Source organism: Acinetobacter sp. MYb191 (assembly GCF_037572605.1).
Classification (GTDB): domain Bacteria; phylum Pseudomonadota; class Gammaproteobacteria; order Pseudomonadales; family Moraxellaceae; genus Acinetobacter; species Acinetobacter johnsonii.
This window is the reverse complement of record NZ_JBBGZP010000018.1, coordinates 24,705-41,055: the sequence shown is the minus strand read 5'-3', so window position 1 is coordinate 41,055 and position 16,351 is coordinate 24,705. Positions and strand designations below refer to the sequence as shown.

General features: G+C 43.1%; 19 protein-coding genes. 3 read left to right on the top strand and 16 right to left on the bottom strand.

The genetic code is table 11. The features are described 5' to 3' along the window. The first annotated feature begins 52 nt into the window (after positions 1–52). Positions 53–772, top strand: coding sequence for a sporulation protein (locus WH214_RS12935; RefSeq protein ID WP_339993508.1), 720 nt, complete (start codon positions 53–55; stop codon positions 770–772). A gap of 120 nt (positions 773–892) precedes the next feature. Here WH214_RS12935 and WH214_RS12930 read toward each other — a convergent pair whose 3' ends face one another. Next, positions 893–1,537, bottom strand: coding sequence for an HAD-IA family hydrolase (locus WH214_RS12930; protein ID WP_339421640.1), 645 nt, complete (start codon positions 1,535–1,537; stop codon positions 893–895). A gap of 93 nt (positions 1,538–1,630) precedes the next feature. Here WH214_RS12930 and WH214_RS12925 point away from each other — a divergent pair, with 93 nt between their 5' ends. Then, positions 1,631–2,398, top strand: coding sequence for a hydroxymethylpyrimidine/phosphomethylpyrimidine kinase (locus WH214_RS12925; RefSeq protein WP_339421641.1), 768 nt, complete (start codon positions 1,631–1,633; stop codon positions 2,396–2,398). Between the two features lie 117 nt (positions 2,399–2,515). On the opposite strand, the gene WH214_RS12920 is transcribed toward WH214_RS12925, so the two are convergent. The 9 genes from WH214_RS12920 to rpe all read right to left on the bottom strand — a co-directional run bounded on the left by WH214_RS12920 (position 2,516) and on the right by rpe (position 9,576). Continuing rightward, complete coding sequence (locus WH214_RS12920) at positions 2,516–3,169, bottom strand: nuclease-related domain-containing protein (RefSeq protein WP_445206370.1); 654 nt, start codon at positions 3,167–3,169, stop codon at positions 2,516–2,518. 121 nt (positions 3,170–3,290) lie between these two features. Further along, on the bottom strand, positions 3,291–3,776 hold the full coding sequence (locus WH214_RS12915) for a methylated-DNA--[protein]-cysteine S-methyltransferase (RefSeq protein ID WP_339421643.1): 486 nt from the start codon (positions 3,774–3,776) through the stop codon (positions 3,291–3,293). Positions 3,777–3,809: 33 nt separating this feature from the next. Beyond that, positions 3,810–4,127 carry a quaternary ammonium compound efflux SMR transporter SugE gene (sugE, locus tag WH214_RS12910; RefSeq protein WP_339421644.1) on the bottom strand — a complete coding sequence of 106 codons (318 nt, stop codon included), beginning with the start codon at positions 4,125–4,127 and terminating at the stop codon, positions 3,810–3,812. Positions 4,128–4,209: 82 nt separating this feature from the next. Next, positions 4,210–4,527, bottom strand: a complete 318-nt coding sequence (sugE, locus tag WH214_RS12905) for a quaternary ammonium compound efflux SMR transporter SugE (RefSeq protein ID WP_005400191.1) — start codon at positions 4,525–4,527, stop codon at positions 4,210–4,212. Between the two features lie 233 nt (positions 4,528–4,760). Then, positions 4,761–5,687 carry a copper resistance protein B gene (locus WH214_RS12900; RefSeq protein ID WP_339421645.1) on the bottom strand — a complete coding sequence of 309 codons (927 nt, stop codon included), beginning with the start codon at positions 5,685–5,687 and terminating at the stop codon, positions 4,761–4,763. Then, a complete protein-coding gene (locus WH214_RS12895; RefSeq protein ID WP_339421646.1) occupies positions 5,674–5,967 on the bottom strand; it encodes a hypothetical protein in 294 nt (97 codons plus the stop codon). Before WH214_RS12895 ends, WH214_RS12900 begins: the two co-directional genes overlap by 14 nt. Continuing rightward, entirely contained in the window at positions 5,954–7,939 is a 1,986-nt protein-coding gene (locus WH214_RS12890) for a multicopper oxidase domain-containing protein (protein ID WP_339421647.1), read from the bottom strand. The genes WH214_RS12895 and WH214_RS12890 overlap by 14 nt, the downstream gene beginning before the upstream one ends. A 45-nt stretch (positions 7,940–7,984) precedes the next feature. Next, positions 7,985–8,458 carry a hypothetical protein gene (locus WH214_RS12885; protein WP_339421648.1) on the bottom strand — a complete coding sequence of 158 codons (474 nt, stop codon included), beginning with the start codon at positions 8,456–8,458 and terminating at the stop codon, positions 7,985–7,987. A 431-nt stretch (positions 8,459–8,889) separates the two neighbouring features. Continuing rightward, positions 8,890–9,576: a ribulose-phosphate 3-epimerase gene (rpe, locus tag WH214_RS12880; RefSeq protein WP_004694978.1), complete on the bottom strand. Its 687-nt coding sequence runs from the start codon at positions 9,574–9,576 to the stop codon at positions 8,890–8,892. Positions 9,577–9,754: 178 nt separating this feature from the next. Here rpe and WH214_RS12875 point away from each other — a divergent pair, with 178 nt between their 5' ends. Then, positions 9,755–10,030 carry a DUF2218 domain-containing protein gene (locus WH214_RS12875; RefSeq protein WP_339421649.1) on the top strand — a complete coding sequence of 92 codons (276 nt, stop codon included), beginning with the start codon at positions 9,755–9,757 and terminating at the stop codon, positions 10,028–10,030. A gap of 17 nt (positions 10,031–10,047) precedes the next feature. Here WH214_RS12875 and WH214_RS12870 read toward each other — a convergent pair whose 3' ends face one another. The 6 genes from WH214_RS12870 to WH214_RS12845 all read right to left on the bottom strand — a co-directional run bounded on the left by WH214_RS12870 (position 10,048) and on the right by WH214_RS12845 (position 16,345). After that, positions 10,048–11,103 (bottom strand): M48 family metallopeptidase, encoded by a 1,056-nt coding sequence (locus tag WH214_RS12870; RefSeq protein WP_339421650.1) that lies wholly within the window; start codon positions 11,101–11,103, stop codon positions 10,048–10,050. A 10-nt stretch (positions 11,104–11,113) separates the two neighbouring features. Then, positions 11,114–12,223: a YjgN family protein gene (locus WH214_RS12865; RefSeq protein WP_339993502.1), complete on the bottom strand. Its 1,110-nt coding sequence runs from the start codon at positions 12,221–12,223 to the stop codon at positions 11,114–11,116. A gap of 125 nt (positions 12,224–12,348) precedes the next feature. Continuing rightward, complete coding sequence (gene fghA, locus WH214_RS12860; protein WP_339421652.1) at positions 12,349–13,185, bottom strand: S-formylglutathione hydrolase; 837 nt, start codon at positions 13,183–13,185, stop codon at positions 12,349–12,351. Positions 13,186–13,208: 23 nt separating this feature from the next. Then, on the bottom strand, positions 13,209–14,585 hold the full coding sequence (locus WH214_RS12855) for a C13 family peptidase (protein WP_326942884.1): 1,377 nt from the start codon (positions 14,583–14,585) through the stop codon (positions 13,209–13,211). A gap of 123 nt (positions 14,586–14,708) precedes the next feature. Then, positions 14,709–15,527 (bottom strand): class I SAM-dependent methyltransferase, encoded by an 819-nt coding sequence (locus WH214_RS12850; protein ID WP_445206369.1) that lies wholly within the window; start codon positions 15,525–15,527, stop codon positions 14,709–14,711. Beyond that, complete coding sequence (locus tag WH214_RS12845) at positions 15,521–16,345, bottom strand: undecaprenyl-diphosphate phosphatase (RefSeq protein WP_058869001.1); 825 nt, start codon at positions 16,343–16,345, stop codon at positions 15,521–15,523. The genes WH214_RS12850 and WH214_RS12845 overlap by 7 nt, the downstream gene beginning before the upstream one ends. Positions 16,346–16,351 lie beyond the last annotated feature (6 nt).

Genomic DNA, 16,351 nt, shown 5'->3' with positions numbered 1-16,351 from the left:
ATTCACTTTAAATGTTTAAAATCTATCGATTCCCTATTGGAAGTTCTGCACCATGTTTAACAAACTTATGTCTAGTCTTGGCTTACAAGGCATTCAAGTCGATACTCGTTTACACACCACCGCGCCACAAGCGGGTCAAGCCATTCAGGGTGAGGTTATTTTTAAAGGTGCCGCGTCTAATAAAATTATCAACGGTATTTATTTAAAGCTCATGACCACAGCCGAGGTTGAGTCAGATGATGCTGAATACAATAGCGCCTTAAGTATTGCCGAATGGCACATTAGCGGGGCTTTTGAGTTACAAGCCCATCAATCACACGCATTTCCTTTTTCGATTCAACTACCCTTTGAAACGCCAGTTACAGATGTGCCTTGCCGTGTCAATAAAACCCGAGTGTGGTTACATACGCATCTCGATGTGGACTGGGGACTCGATGCCACTGACAAAGACTATTTACAGATCTTACCGACACCGGCTATGCAGGCGTTTATTCAAGCCATGCAGCAATGCGGTTTTCAGTTGATGACCGTCGATGTTGAAAAAGGTCAACTGCGTGGCCATGGCTTCCACTCGAGCATTGGTTGTTATCAAGAACTTGAATTTAAACCTACGCAATTGTTCAACAGTATCAATGAAGTTGAAGTGTCCTTTGTGGCAGAGCAACATCAAACCCATGTGCTTTTAGAAGTGGATCGTAAATTTCGCGGTGATGGCTTCAACAGCCTTAGCATTCCCCATCAACAGGCCAATCCTGCACTGTTAGCGAATTAAATTAGAATAATATTAGGCATTTAATTTTTAATCACTGCGCACGACTGTTTCAATATAGAAAAGTCGTGCGCAGCCGAAAAGACGTTCTTTAAATTCTGTCCGAATTAAACCCTATCTGCGTTAAATCAAGTCCAAGACATCGGCAAAGGTTTTAATTCGCGCTTTAGGTGCGGCTTCCGTCAACTCTTGATCAGAACCATAACCGTATTCCACCGCAATGGTTTCAATGCCGTTGCGACGTGCACCCAAAATGTCATGCTCACGATCGCCAACCATCAGACATTCTTCTGCTTTTAACTGCTCTTTTTCTAAAATATAAGCAATCAACTCTCCCTTATTGGTCCGCTCACCATTCAATTCACTGCCATAAGGGTGCACAAAGTATTGCAGTAAATTGAAATGCTCTAAGATTTGACGGGCATAGACTTCTGGTTTTGCTGTCGCCAAATACAAGTGATAGCCCTGCTCGATTAGTTTTTTTAAGGTCGGTTCAACATCGGCAAATAAATGGTTTTCATATAAACCTTTCACCGCAAAACGCTCACGATAGCCCAATAAAGCTTGCTCTGCCAAAACATCGTCCACTGCAACATTTAAGAGTTTTGCCAAAGATGCTTTTAGTGGTGGCCCAATAATCCAGTCAATATTTAGATCTTCAGCAATGGGATGTCCGACTTTGTTTAAGCCATAACGCGCACTGGTGGTAATGCCAACTTTCGGATCTGTTAATGTTCCATCTAAATCTAGCAAAATATTTTTAATCACAGCTGATCCTTCTTGGGCTTTAAATAAAATACTATCGAGAGTTCTGCCAAAGTTGCCTATACTATCGCAAATTTTCGCAACAAGGATATTTCTGTGCGCGCAACCGTACTGTGCTTTTCTGGTTTAGACCCTTCAGGTGGTGCTGGTTTACAGGCCGATATCGAAGCGATTGGTCAAAGTGGTGCGCATGCAGCCATTGCGTGTACAGCACTCACTGTTCAAAACTCGCAACAAGTGTTTGGCTTTGAAGCGACGTCAAAAGAATTGCTGTTAGCTCAGGCGCACGCTGTTGTCGGTGATTTACCGATTAAAGCCGTAAAATCTGGCATGTTAGGTACCACAGATAATATTGCAGCACTGGCTGAGTTTCTACGTGAATATCCTGAGTACAAGTATGTGCTCGACCCTGTTTTAGTGGCGAACAGTGGGGGTTCATTGGGTGATCAAGCAACCTTAGTCAAAGCCTTTGTTGAGCTGATCCCATTGGCGGACATTATTACCCCAAATACAGTTGAACTACGAGCGTTAACAGGTCTTGATGACTTAGATGCCGCAACACAAAAACTGTTCGAAATGGGTGCCAAAGCGGTACTGGTCAAAGGTGGTCATGAAGACACACCAGACTATATTCGTAATGCCCTGTTTGTGAATAGCGAGCTCATTTCTGAAACTCGCTGCCCGCGTTTAGCCGGTGAATATCACGGTTCAGGTTGTTCGCTGGCAAGTTTTATTGCTGGTCGTTTGGCACAAGGTGACAGTGTTAAAGTCGCAGTACATCATGCCGAAACATGGCTCTTTGGCGTATTAAAACAGGCAGAAACACCTGTTGAAGGCGGTCAAAAAATTCCAAAGCGTTTTTAAGTTAGAAAAAAACTGCAAAGGTAAAAGCCAGTCCATTAAGAAATGGACTGGCTTTTTTTTAAATTCTAGATTTTATTTTCGGCGCAAAATGAATGTGTCACCTTTGGAATGGAGTATTTAACCATCTTGATGGCGTTGTTTTAAATGTGCCACATGCTCACGGTTGGTTTTCCATGACTTTTCTAACACTTCTTTTTCAATCCGAAGCTGAATCCGTTTCAGTTTCATCGCTGGAATCACTTCTGTGTTAAAGGTCTTAATATAATCGACCCATGCCTTACCTTTAAATACCGTACTGGGCATCGCAGTTTTAAACTCGCATTCAGGCATAAACACCACAGCAGAATGGATATAATCTACATCAACAATATCTTGCAACACACTTTGCAGCACTTTGATGTGTTTATAATTTTGATGCAGCGGATTTTGAAATTTAAAGCTCTTTTTATAAATTTTCTGCGTCCACATCTTTTGTCGTTCACCACCAAAAATCCATCCCTTATAGTTTTTGGTTTCAATCACAAAAACACCAAAGGGGCTCAATACAATATGGTCAATTTGAGTCGTTCCGCCCTGCTCATCAGGCAAAGTCACATCGTTAATTAAAGTATAACGCTCATCCAAATATAATTTCACATGCGCTTGAACTGCGAACTCGCCGAATTTTCCTTTCAGATAAGGCTTAAACGCTTTTAAAAGGCCGATCCCGAACAAGATCAGTAGCATCCACCACAGTTCTGAAAACACATTCCCCACAATTTGACTCATCATATTATTCATCGTTATTTGAGTTAGAGACACGATTCTTCAAAAGAATACAGATTAAAAGACAAGGTACTGATTTTAAAATTATTAAACTAAAATACGAGCATAAAAACTCCGAAAAACGATCTTAATTCGCAATTTTCTCAAGCGTCAATAAAATATCTTTATTGTCCAGACCGCCTGCAAAGCCGACCAATTTTCCATTCGCACCCACAACCCGATGACACGGCGCAATAATTGAAATCGGATTTTTACCATTGGCTGCACCCACTGCACGAACGGCTTTTACATTGCCAATCTGTAGCGCAATATCTTTATAGCTTCGGGTTTCACCAAACGGAATTTGCAATAAAGCCTGCCAAACTCGCTTCTGAAAATCTGTTCCAGCAAAATCCAAAGGCAAATCAAAACTTTGACGCTTTGCCTCAAAATACTCGCTCAACTGTTTCTCTGTTTCCAACAAAATCGGATGCTGATTGTGTTCAACCAACTCAGCTAAGCGTACCCGTTTTGGGTTTTCATTTTCCCACAATACGGCAACCAAGGCTTGATCATGTGCCACCAGTCTCAGTACCCCGACAGGAGATGGCATATATTTAAAAAATAAGCGCATGCTTCACCGCAAAAATTGTCTATGTATGCAACATTATGACGATGAAAGTTTCATTAGTACAAGTCCAGAAATGATTAAAACGGCTGCGAGCATCCGCATGGCATTGGCAGGTTCACCCAAAATCAAAATACCAACCAAAAATGAACCAATCGCGCCAATCCCTGTCCAAACGGTATAGGCAGTGCCCAAAGGTAAGGTCTTCATGGCATAAGACAGCAGCGCAAAACTGGCCACCATAAATACGAGGGTCAAAATACTCGGCGTCAGTTTAGTAAAACCATCCGATACTTTCATCGCATAAGCCCAAACCACTTCGAGCAAACCTGCGATAATTAAAATCACCCACGCCATACGCAACACACCTTTTATTCAGAGCAGAAACAACAAAGCTTCAAACGAAGGATCGCTTGAAGCTCTACATATTTGAATGAATTTAGCTTGATGAGAGTTTCATCAAAATCAGACCCGATACAATCAGCACCGCAGCAAACATCCGCATAGCTGTTGCGGGCTCACCTAAAATAAAAATCCCCACCAAGAAAGATCCAATCGCACCAATTCCTGTCCAAATGGTATACGCGGTCCCTAGCGGCAAGGTTCGCATTGCATAGGCCAGTAAACCAAAACTTAAAATCATGAACACAATGGTAATGATGCTGGGTGTAAGTTTGCTAAACCCTTCGGACAGCTTCATTGAATATGCCCAAACGATTTCAAACAGACCTGCAAAGATAAGAAAAACCCAAGCCATGCTACTGACTCCTCTTTACTAGAGTCAGGCCGTCCTGACGAATTTTCTCAATATGAGGGAGGTCGTTCCTCCTAAATATGCCTTAAATTATAGCAAAACACGCACCAAAATGAATTATTTTCACACTTAGAAATCATTAAAGCGCAAAAAAGAGTGATCTGAACCAGCAGATCACTCTTTCAGCACAACCTTGGTGCAATCTCAGATATTCACTTTAAACCTAAACGTCCGACTTAAAACTTAAAGCGAAGACCCATTCCATACTGCCAACCTTTCTCTTCATCGCTTTCAGCTTGCCAAGCCGTCGCTTCACTGCCTTTGCTATATTCATAGGCAATGTCCACATAAGGCATGACTTTTTTGCTGATCTCATAACGCGTCTCAAGACCGACGGCTGCGCTACTGAGACCAGATTTTTTGGCATATTTAGAGTCATCACTGAAAATAATGTTCATATCTAAATAAGGTTTAAAAATCAGCTTTTGGGTCAGTAACAAGTCTCGCTCAGTTTCTAAACTAAACGCAGCATAGTTGTCTGCACCAGCATATACGTAGGCATCGGTTTCAAAGAAATACGGCGCTAAACCATGTAAGCCAAGTACCCCATCCACTTTTTCTTCCGTATCCCATCCATGCTGTTCATACTCCACCTTTTCAGCTCGGTATCGTGCACCCGCCTGTATATCCCAAAAGTCTGAGATCATACGGCTATACAGCACTTTGGCATCATACTCAGCCTTATGCGATTCCTGCTTATCCGCATGCACTTTGATAAACAGCTTATTTTCATCTGTCCCGATACGGGTTTCAAACTCAGACTTTAAACCACCATCGCCGTCTTCATTCAGCAACCACTTGTTATCGACGGTGGTGACCGCATAAATTTGTGCACCGTGCTCTTTGCGGTGATCATGCGTATGTGCTGTTGAATCATGATTCATCTGCTGTACATGTTGTGCGCTAGCCTGTGGAGCAGCTTGAGTTGGAGTGGTCATCGCCTGATGCTGTGTATGTTGTGACATCACAGACTCGGTTGTCATGGACATATTTTCATTTGCTTCAGCAGGCATATGATGCCCTTCATGCGCCATAGCCGTAGCACTCATCAACACTAAAGAACTGCTCAATATGCTTTTTGAAAAAAGATTAATGGTGCGCATGATGATCTCCTTTCTGAGCCTTCGACTGCTTACTTGGTTGAGTCTGAGCTTGCTTCTCCGATGAAGGCTGACCAACCGCATTTTTCTGTTTCTGCATCTGAACATGCTCATCGGCACTATGCTGATGATGCTCATGTGCCATATCTTTGGACTGAACTTGGCTTGTTGATTTGGCTTTTTGTTTTTCATGCTGTGCATGAGATTCAGCAGCCATGGCAAACGAACTCAATAAGACACTAACAGCTAAGACAAAACCTGAAAAAAGATTAGTGATGCGCATGTTCATCTCCTTTTGGCTCAGCTTGAGCTGCTGTTTTTTGCCCTTGAATTGGCGTGGTGGACACTTGAGCGTCACTGACATTGGCCACAATCAGTTTATTCATCATGCCTGAGCTCATGTGGTAAAGCAGATGACAGTGAATGGCCCATTCGCCTAACTCATCGGCAGTTAGTAAAGCAGTCACTGTTTTGCCCGGTGGCACAATCAAAGTGTGCTTATTCGGCATATCAGCTGCGGCTTGCCCATTTTCCAGTTGCATAAACATACCGTGCAAATGCATCGGATGCGCCATCATGCTGTCATTGATAAATTTGATCCGAATACGCTCGCCGTACTTCACTTTCAACGGTTCAGCGTCGCTAAATTTTTTCCCGTTGATGGTCCACAAATAGCGCTCCATAGTTCCACCCAAACGAATCACTAACTCGCTCGTCGCCTCACGGGTATCTTTTTGAGGCTCTAAGGATTTGAGATCGCTATATTGCAATGCCTTATCACCTTTAGGCGTAGAGGCATTCGCCCAACCATACACTGGTGTAACAGCTTTCTGTACCAAACTTGCTGTCGTATTCTGTTGCACATGACCCATCTGTGTATGATCCATCTCAGACATGGTCTCATGATTCATCTTTGAATGATCCATACCAGCCATCGCCGCATGATTCATCTTCGAATGATCCATTTCAGGCATCGCTTCATGATTCATCTTTGAGTGATCCATTTCAGGCATTGTTTCATGGTTCATCTTCGAATGATCCATTGCAGACATGGCTTCATGATTCATCTTTGAATGATCCATTGCAGGCATCGCTTCATGATTCATCTTTGAGTGATCCATTTCAGGCATTGTTTCATGGTTCATCTGTGAATGATCCATACCTGAATGTTCTGAGCCGTGTCCCATATCTTCCATGGTCAACAATGAGCGTGGACGTGGCGCAGGCATATGTATGCTCTGTGCCATTGGAGTCAACTCATTGTGTAAAGTTCCAATGGCGTAGCCTGAACGGTCAATCGACTCTGCTTCAATTTGATAATGCCCTGCTTTCGGTTCCACAATCACATCATAAGTTTCAGCCGTTCCAATCCTAAACTCATCCACTGCAACGGGTTTGACGGGTTGACCATCTGCACTGACCACGGTCATTTTTAGATTAGGAATACGGATATCAAAAAAAGACATGGCGGAGGCATTGATAAAACGCAACCGAACCTTTTCATTCGGCTTAAACATACCTGTCCAGTTCTGCTCAGGCGTTTTACCATTAATCAGGAAGGTATAACCCGTGACATCCGACAGATCAGTTTTTAGCATGCGCATTTGGTTCCACATGGAACGGTCTTGCCACGCGGCTTTTAAGCCCTCGCGCTGTACTTGTTTCCACACGTCACCAACGGTTTCACGCTGATTTTGATAATACTCGGCAGAAATTTTCAAATTCTTCTGAATTTGTTCACTGCTCTGCTCATGGAAGTCCGACAGCATCACCACATAATCACGCTCTACTTTTTCATGCTGAACTAAAGGCTTTTTATCTTTGGGATAGATAACCAATGCACCATACAGCCCATCTTGTTCCTGTCCTTTAGAATGCGCATGGTACCAATAGGTGCCACTTTGGCGCACTTTGAACTTATAGACAAATTCGCTCTTCGGCTGAATACCATTGAAACCGTTAAAACCGGGCACACCATCCATCAGCCCGGGCAGAAGCAAACCATGCCAGTGGATCGATGAATCTTGTTTGTTTAAGTTGTTTTTAACGCGAATGACCGCCTCATCGCCCTCTTCAAATTCGAGCAAGGGAGCTGGAAACTGTCCGTTGACACTAATCCGTTTGAGCGACTTACCGGTTAAGTTGACGGGACTTTCATCAATCACCAATTGGTATTCTTTGACTGCGGCAAAGCTCCAAGAAGATGACATCAGACACAGCCCAAGGATGAGGCTTTGTTTAAATTGAATAGACATGACTAAATCCTAATAATTTTAAAAATAAAGTTTTAAAAATCAGGATTAGGCTTTAGGAGGACGTAGAATTTCTTGCCAATAGCCCACTAAATGTTGAGCTTGATAGCGAAAATGGGGTGTTGATTGTGCTAAAGCGGCTTCAAGCTGAACCAATGCAAGCGGTTCAACCTCTAAAAGTGTCAGCGTTGTTTGGCAGTGATACTGTGCACACTCCTGACACTGAACTTGCTTATTGTGCAGCATATCCGACGCATGACAGTTGCTCTTCGCTGTCATGTCGCTTTGAGCCATATGCATTTGATGTCCAGAGACTGGACTCGATGATTTCGCTTGATGACAGTCCGGCATGGTTTGCATACCTGTTGCATGCGCAGAACTTTGCTCACTGGTTGCAGCCTGCATACTCAGCTGCATCATTTGATGCATCGGCGCTGCCGAAGCTTGGGCAATACCACTCCACCCCATTACCAAGGTAATGAGTAAGACAAACCAAGAATGTGTCTTGAGCAATGAACGCACAATCAATCCTATTTAGTCAGTGAAGAATGATATTTCAACGCAACAAAACGCTCTGTGCATGTAAATGCCTGAGCTTTTGTTGCTGATCCCAATCAACAGGATAAGCAAAGAATGGCTTATACACAAGATTATAAATTTAAATTCAATTACTGCGACAGTTTAGCGCCTACGCACACTTAAACAATAAAGTTATTTTTTAAACAGCGCTATTTTTAAGCACAGATGAATAAAGCACCAGTAACAATCAGGCTTTCACACCATAAAAAAGGACTCAAATGAGTCCTTTTTATACATTTAACGTCTAAATACTAAACCATTGCTGTGTAAACGTTTGAATATTAATCAAGTTATCCATATCGTTATCAACATAGATATCCACCACCTTATCCATAAAGTTATCCACAGAACGCATAGTATTTATACCTGCGAGCTTAAACCTTTACCGCACCCACTTTTGCAAGCTCTGCACGCATATCATCAATCACAGCTTTATAATCTGGTTTTCCAAAAATAGCTGAACCAGCAACAAACATATCTGCACCCGCTTCTGCAATCTCGCGAATATTTGCAGGCGACACGCCACCATCGACTTCTAAGCGAATATCACGCCCTGAAGCATCAATAATTTTGCGTGCTTCACGTAGTTTGTCTAAAGTCATCGGAATAAATTTTTGACCGCCAAAACCTGGGTTCACACTCATCAACAAAATTTGATCGACTTTATCGAGCACATAATCTAAATAATGTAACGGCGTTGCTGGGTTAAAGACCAAACCAGCTTTTGCACCGCCTGATTTAATCAACTGTAAAGAACGGTCGATATGGTCAGAGGCTTCTGGATGAAAGGTAATAATGTCAGCGCCTGCTTCTAAGAAGTCACCAATCATGCGATCGACAGGTTTTACCATCAAATGCACATCAATTGGGGCTTTGATGCCGTAGTTCTTGAGTGCCTTACAAATACCCGCACCAAAAGTCAGGTTTGGCACATAGTGGTTATCCATCACATCAAAGTGAACCACGTCTGCACCTGCTGCAAGTACATGTTCAACGTCTTCACCTAAACGGGCAAAGTCAGCAGAGAGAATAGATGGTGCAATTAAATAAGGCTTGGACATGCGTGTACCTGGCTTATACAAAAGGGAATAAAAGCATTATAGCAAATTCAGCTTTTGAACTGGGCCTTGTGAAAAAAGAAAGCGTTAAGCTTTCTAAATTTGCAACGTAGCGTTGCAACATTCAACTTTTCATTTGGCTTGAAACTGTTATGGTAAGTGATCAATCGACGAGGTAAATATGAAAAGTACTGCGGATATTGTCACGACAGATGCGGCTCGAATTGCAAAACGACTGGTGAATCACTGGAAACATAAGTTTGAAATCGAACAAGAACCCAGTAGTTTTACCATTATCATGCCTGAAGCACAGGTACGGTTAAGCCCTCAAGCCGAACATTTACATGTCAGCATTGAGGCGAGTGAAGAGAAACTGAGTCACTTAGAACACGTAGTTTTAGATCACCTGATCCGTATGGGACAAACGCCGCTCACGGCAACATGGACACAAGTTTAAGTCAGCGGCTGAATGAATTAGTTTGATAACCGTTGCTGTTGGTTAAATTGGCGAATAGCCGCAATACGCTCTTGGGTCGCAGGGTGACTTTGGAAGAATGAACCAATGCCAGCTTCCTCCTCTTCTTCGGACTTCCCTTGCGGCTGCTTTTCTTCCTCTTCGGCACGTGCATCGGCTTCCATACGCGCTAAAAAGTTTGCCAAATGTAAGCTGGAGATATGGTTTTTATCCAGCACTTGCATGGCATACAAGTCTGCATCACTTTCAAAATTGCGTGAATAGCTGGCACCAACCAAAGCCACAGGCAAAGTTGTAAATAAGGCCGAACTGTCCCCCGTCACTGCAATCAACAGCACACTAAAACCTAAACTCGATAAGGCTTGCTGTAAGCTATGTCGCTCGACCAAGTGCCCTTGCTCATGTGCTAAAACCCCAATAATTTCATGATCATCTTTGGCTAAATTAACCAGTTCATCGGTCAGAATAATGGTGTTGTTTGGCAGCGCTAAAGCATTCGTTCCAATTTGTCCACCTGCACGAAACAGTACTTTGGCAGGTTGTCCATTGGCAACAAGGTCTTGATAGCTTTGTATGATTTGTTTTTGACGTGCAAGAGGGACAGTCGAAGGTCCCGTCAGCTTAAACACTTGTTCTTGCGCTTCATCGCCGAGTTTATAGATGGTATCGGCAGGTAGTTGCATCGCGACATAATGTGCTGCGCTTGGGATACCCCATCTTAAAATGGCGAAGATAAAAGCGGCAACAAACACCACACTAAATAAAATAAGACTTGGTGAGCGCTCTAATTTCCAAATCGAATGCTGTACATGCTTTTTGTTCAGCTCAAACCAGTCAGGCAATGCTTGTGGAAATTCAATCCTTGCATCATCTTTCAACTCAATCACAGGTTGAATCTGCCCCAACGCCCCAATCAACTGCATATCGGCATAGTAATAACGACGTTGCTGCTGGTTATAACAGATCAACACCGTTTCTCGGTCTATCGGTGCAATCGTGGCTGGATAAGGCTTAGAAATCTGCCCATCGTAAAAGGTGATGTTTTGTTCCTGCATTTAAGCCTCGTTACAGCGAAATATCGATGTCAAAAATATCACTCAGCTCTTCAGCAATGGCATTCGGGTCATCTTGAGCCAAATTGTACATACGATCTGGATCATTTTTTAGAGTTAAAGTTAATGACTCAATTTGATACTGATATAAACGTACCGCAGCCCATGCCGATAACAAACCGAGTGAGAGGATTTTTAAAATCCAGTTGGTCATCACGATCCATGCATAATGCATTTGACCACAGTCCGTTTGGAAAGGACTACGCCCCAACGTGGCTTTATTCCATGTGGTAATAAAAATACGAGCCATCATCAACGGCCAAATCATAAAAGCAGCAATCATATAAATTACCGCCACGATGATCCCAAACTGGGTTGGAGAACTGCTCCCAACTTGAAGGGTGAAGGCAACGAATAACCCTAAAACAAAGACGATCCCAATAAATAAAAACACTGGGACATACATGGCACGCATATAGTCAGGCCAATCGGCATGTAGCTCAAAACGTAACTGCCCGAGTTGTAAATTATCCAGCGTGTATTTTTTAAAATACCAAAACAGCACTGGGAAAAAGATCCCGAGGGTAAAGATGTAAATCAAAATGCCTTTCAGCGCCAAGATATAGGCTTCTTTGTTTGTGCCTGTAAAATAAAAGCGGCTATTACCAAATTTACTGTTTCTGGCACGAAAGCGAATAGTAGAACGTACCAACCACGGCACAAGTAGAAATATGATGAGGAAACCAATTAAAGAAGCTTGCCAAGATACTTGAGCCAAAGCTGAAGCGCCAAAGTACACGCCCAAAGCAATAATTCGACCAATCAGGATGCGTGTAGGTACACCCGTAAAATCAAACTTGCGGCGATAAAACACCGTATTGCCATAAAAATAGCGTAAGCGTCTAACCTTCGCCCAAGGTGCATATAAACTGAAGGTAACAATGGTCAATAAGATATTCACAATCCAAATGCCAAAGTACTCTCGGGCATTACCACGTAATTGGAAACGAAAGGTCTGTCCCAAATAGGCGTTTGGCTCATCCGTGGGAACGGCTGGTGGAGGTGGCCAGCTTGCTTCAAAAGAAGCCTCTACAGGTGGCAAAGATGCCTCTGAATTTTGCATGTATACCCTATCTATTATTTTACTGTTTTATTTTTTAAGAACAAAAATCAATCACCCAACCATGTTAATGCCAGTGCTGGATGATTTCTAGTCAAAAATTAAGAATAAATATGACAAATCAAGATTTAAGATTCGAGCTGTACGGCATGAAAGTGTAGGTGATCATCAATAAAACTTTGAATAAAGTAATAACCATGGTCATAGCCTGCATGTTCGCGAAGCGTCAGTGGCTGGCCCGCAGCCTGACAGGCTTGCTGAAATAATGCAGGATTGAGCTGACTATAAAATTGATCACTCAAACCCTGATCAATTAAAATATCAGGGAAATGGGCTGTTTTTGTTTGGACCAAAGCGCTTGCATCATGTTTCAGCCACTCAGCTTGATCTGAACCTAAATAGTTTGAAAACGCTTTTTCACCCCAAGGACATTGGCTTGGTGCACAAATCGGGGCAAATGCAGACACCGACTTAAACTTCTCAGGATATTTCAAGGCCAAGGTTAAAGCACCATGACCGCCCATGCTGTGCCCGAAAATCCCAATACGCTCTGCTTGTACAGAAAATTGCTGAATCACTAAATCATACAACTCTTCAGCGACATAGCTTTCCATCTGGAAATGCTTGGCCCACGGCGCTTGGGTGGCATTGATATAAAAACCTGCCCCTTGCCCAATATCCCAATGATCACCTTGCGCAACCTGTTCACCACGAGGAGAAGTATCAGGCGTTACCAAAATCAGACCTAGCTGTGCTGCTAAACGCTGTGCATGCGCTTTAATGGCAAAGGTATCTTCAGTACAGGTTAAACCTGCCAAATAAAATAATGTTGGACACGCTTGCCCCGCTAGCGCTTGAGCGGGTAAATAAATACCAAACTTGCTCTCGCCTTGAAGGCTGATGGAATTAAATCGGTAAATACGCTGTTCACCATCAAAACTACGGTTAGATTGTACTAATTCCATCAGGGTTCCTTTTTAGATCCAAATTAAGGGGTTGTAGCAGCTTTAGGTGGAAACAAGCGCTGTTCAAGTTGAGGAAGCATCAGCTCCATATTTTTACCCATCGACCACTGTGGTTCAGACGGTTCAAAGCCTTGTGCTGTTTCCCATTGGCTCACGGTTTTTTGTGCTTGGCTAAAAGCAGTTTCTATACTGCTTTGTTCACGCATCGCCTGATCAAAAAACGCCCGACCAAAATAAGTATAATCAGCTTCATTGGTACACCCAAAAGACTGACGGTCCGCCGCCGAAGCAGTAATGATCAAGGTATTGTCATTTTGCAGTGCTGGTACAAAGCTTCCAGAGAAGCACGATGAAATAACAATCACACGCCAGCGAATACCCGATGCATCTAAGGTTTCACGTAACCATTTCGGGTCGACCTGAGTTAAGTCTAAAGGTGCATTTTCCATTTCGAACTGGTTCGGTAAACCATGCGAAGTCATATATAAAAATAACACATCGCTTTCACGGTTCATCTGCTGTCCCATACGACGCAGCGCCATTTCAATACTGTGTTTAGAGGCAATCGGAATTTCTGTTCGTGTAGCAGGGTTATTCACCAACATCATCGAACGGCCCAACGTACCAAAACGCGTGTCGAACTGTTCTTTGATTCGCTCAACTTCCGAACGGAATACATCTTGATAACTCGCTCCCGCCACACCAAGGAAATACCAATGTGACTGGGCAAATTCACCATATTGCACAGACTCTAGTGCTTTATTCAGTAAACGACTTTGTGCATAAAAGGCATCTTCTGCAAAGGTTGGTGGCGTTTCTTCTACTTTCCAAATCGGCTGACTGGTCACTGACATTTGCCAAACCACAAGGGTAAACAGCGTAGCCAAGACAATCAGAGCACGCTCCCACCAAGGCCATTTCAGCTCACGCGAAAATACCCACACCACCGCCAAACTCTGCCAAACAAACAGCACCATGAACACATTCGGCAGGTAGTCGTAGAAGAAATACGGCAGGACATCAACCATGCCCAAATATTGGATAAAACTTTGTAATAACGCGATATGCGTATCCAACACCAACCAGAGCAGTGCTGGTACCAACATCAAACGCGGATTATTCACCCGTTGAGACAGAAAAATCCCAACAATCAGGGCAATAAAAGGCCAAAGTGCGTAACTGACCAAACCTTGTGGGTTAAAGTCACCGATCTCTCCTGCGCTCAACCAGCTAAATAAAGTATTGGCTGAGCCACCTAAAATCCCCCAGAAGATGAGCTGCATAATCGAAGGATGGACAATTTGCAAAGAGCGTCGTGAACCTAGAAACAACCACATCCCCGCAGTTTGGTTGCTTTTAAAATCATGCCAAAAATTGATGGAGGGTTTGAAGTCGATCATAAGATTCTAATTAAATTGTGACTTGCGTAGGGACACACTAAGTTTATGCTTGATCAGCATTTTATCAATGATGTTTTTAACTATATAACAAATCTTTGCATACTTTTGAAGCAATCTTCCACTTCAGTCTAAGCGTTCATGCTGAAAATAGGCATCAAAACGGCATGCATCACCCAGCCACTGATGAGTGGTTTCTTGATTTGCCAAAAATACGGCCAAGCGAGGACGTTTGACCACCACCCGTTTTGCCACTTTTTGCGCTAAGCCAAGCAGATTATCACCCAAATCCATTTCACCATCTTCAGGCAGTAACATATGTAAAAGCTGCATTTGCTTTTTCACTTGCGCCTGTTTTTTCACCGCTTGCTGATTTTGATCACGTTGTGGAAACATCGGATCTAGATAAACCACATCAACCGTATTACCCTGCTCTACTTGTTGCTGCAAATACTGTGCGGAATCTGAAAAAACCAAGTCAATTCGAGTCACCACGGGGTTTAAAAATGCATCCTGCAAAGCCTGTTCCTTACTTGACTCTAACAAGGTGAATAAAATGGGATGGCGTTCGACCAAAGTGACATTGGCGCCCAAATATGCCATGAGCAGTGAGTCATGCCCAAGCCCTGCTGTTGCATCAATGAGCTTAGGTTTTTCAGTCAAATGGCAAGCACGAGCAATCATTTCAGACTTTAACGACGCACGCTTTAAACGTGGAACTTCAGCTTTCCAATCCGGCTGCATTTTCATGCCATTGGCACAAAGCCAAAGCCCATCGGCATCGGCACACAGACCCAGTTCAGGATGAAAACGAAAGAAACGTGAATTTAACTTTTCGGCGACTTCAATACTGACCTCGACACCACGAGAAAAAAGCACAGCAACATAGTGCTGTGCTTTTTCTAAGTGCTCTTGTTCCACATATAAGCGCATTGGGCTTACCATAACTTCCAACCCGTAAAGGCAAACAATAGAATCACTAAGCCTGAAGCGATGCGATACCATGCAAAAATCATGAAATCACGCTTCGCCACATAAGCGACTAAAGCACGAATCAACAGTAAAGCCGAGATAAAAGAAACAATAATGCCTGTTGCCAATACGATCCAATCTTGTTGTCCGTCAAACACATGCGCACTTTGGTACAAATCTAACAGACCCGCACCAATAATTACTGGAATACCCAAGAAGAATGAAAACTCAGTGGCTGCTTTGCGCGATACACCTAAGAACATCGCGCCAATAATGGTTGCCCCCGAACGTGATGTCCCTGGAATTAAAGACAACACTTGAATCAGACCAATCCAAATCGCATCTTTCACACTCAGGTCTTCAACTTCATGGACGCGCTCTTGTGGTGGATGCTTTTCAATCCAAATAATAATCAAGCCACCCACAATCAAACCGATGGCAATGGCAATATCATTAAATAAAAGCTCTTTCACCGTTTGACCAAATGTCAGACCAATCAGCACAATAGGAATCGACGCTAAAATTAGTCCAATCCCAAGACGGCGACCTTGGGGTTCACCACTAAAAATCCCCGTTGCTGCTCCCCACAAACGTGCCCAATATTCATAAATGACAGCTGCAATAGCCCCCATTTGAATGGCGATCACAAAGACATCACTTTTTTCTTTGGTCCAGAAATTCATGAGTTCTGAAGCTAAAATTAAATGTCCAGTACTCGAAATGGGTAGGAATTCAGTAATACCTTCAACAATACCCATAATTGCCGCTTTGAGCAGCAGTAAAAGATCCATAAAAAA

Coding starts and splice junctions, on each gene's coding strand:
- WH214_RS12935 (WP_339993508.1), top strand. CDS start 53: ATGTTTAACAAACTTATGTCTAGTCTTGGCTTACAAGGCATTCAAGTC.
- WH214_RS12920 (WP_445206370.1), bottom strand. CDS start 3,169: ATGATGAGTCAAATTGTGGGGAATGTGTTTTCAGAACTGTGGTGGATG.
- WH214_RS12915 (WP_339421643.1), bottom strand. CDS start 3,776: ATGCGCTTATTTTTTAAATATATGCCATCTCCTGTCGGGGTACTGAGA.
- sugE (WP_339421644.1), bottom strand. CDS start 4,127: ATGGCGTGGGTGATTTTAATTATCGCAGGTTTGCTCGAAGTGGTTTGG.
- sugE (WP_005400191.1), bottom strand. CDS start 4,527: ATGGCTTGGGTTTTTCTTATCTTTGCAGGTCTGTTTGAAATCGTTTGG.
- WH214_RS12900 (WP_339421645.1), bottom strand. CDS start 5,687: ATGCGCACCATTAATCTTTTTTCAAAAAGCATATTGAGCAGTTCTTTA.
- WH214_RS12895 (WP_339421646.1), bottom strand. CDS start 5,967: ATGCGCATCACTAATCTTTTTTCAGGTTTTGTCTTAGCTGTTAGTGTC.
- WH214_RS12890 (WP_339421647.1), bottom strand. CDS start 7,939: ATGTCTATTCAATTTAAACAAAGCCTCATCCTTGGGCTGTGTCTGATG.
- rpe (WP_004694978.1), bottom strand. CDS start 9,576: ATGTCCAAGCCTTATTTAATTGCACCATCTATTCTCTCTGCTGACTTT.
- WH214_RS12875 (WP_339421649.1), top strand. CDS start 9,755: ATGAAAAGTACTGCGGATATTGTCACGACAGATGCGGCTCGAATTGCA.
- WH214_RS12870 (WP_339421650.1), bottom strand. CDS start 11,103: ATGCAGGAACAAAACATCACCTTTTACGATGGGCAGATTTCTAAGCCT.
- WH214_RS12865 (WP_339993502.1), bottom strand. CDS start 12,223: ATGCAAAATTCAGAGGCATCTTTGCCACCTGTAGAGGCTTCTTTTGAA.
- fghA (WP_339421652.1), bottom strand. CDS start 13,185: ATGGAATTAGTACAATCTAACCGTAGTTTTGATGGTGAACAGCGTATT.
- WH214_RS12855 (WP_326942884.1), bottom strand. CDS start 14,585: ATGATCGACTTCAAACCCTCCATCAATTTTTGGCATGATTTTAAAAGC.
- WH214_RS12850 (WP_445206369.1), bottom strand. CDS start 15,527: ATGGTAAGCCCAATGCGCTTATATGTGGAACAAGAGCACTTAGAAAAA.
- WH214_RS12845 (WP_058869001.1), bottom strand. CDS start 16,345: ATGGATCTTTTACTGCTGCTCAAAGCGGCAATTATGGGTATTGTTGAA.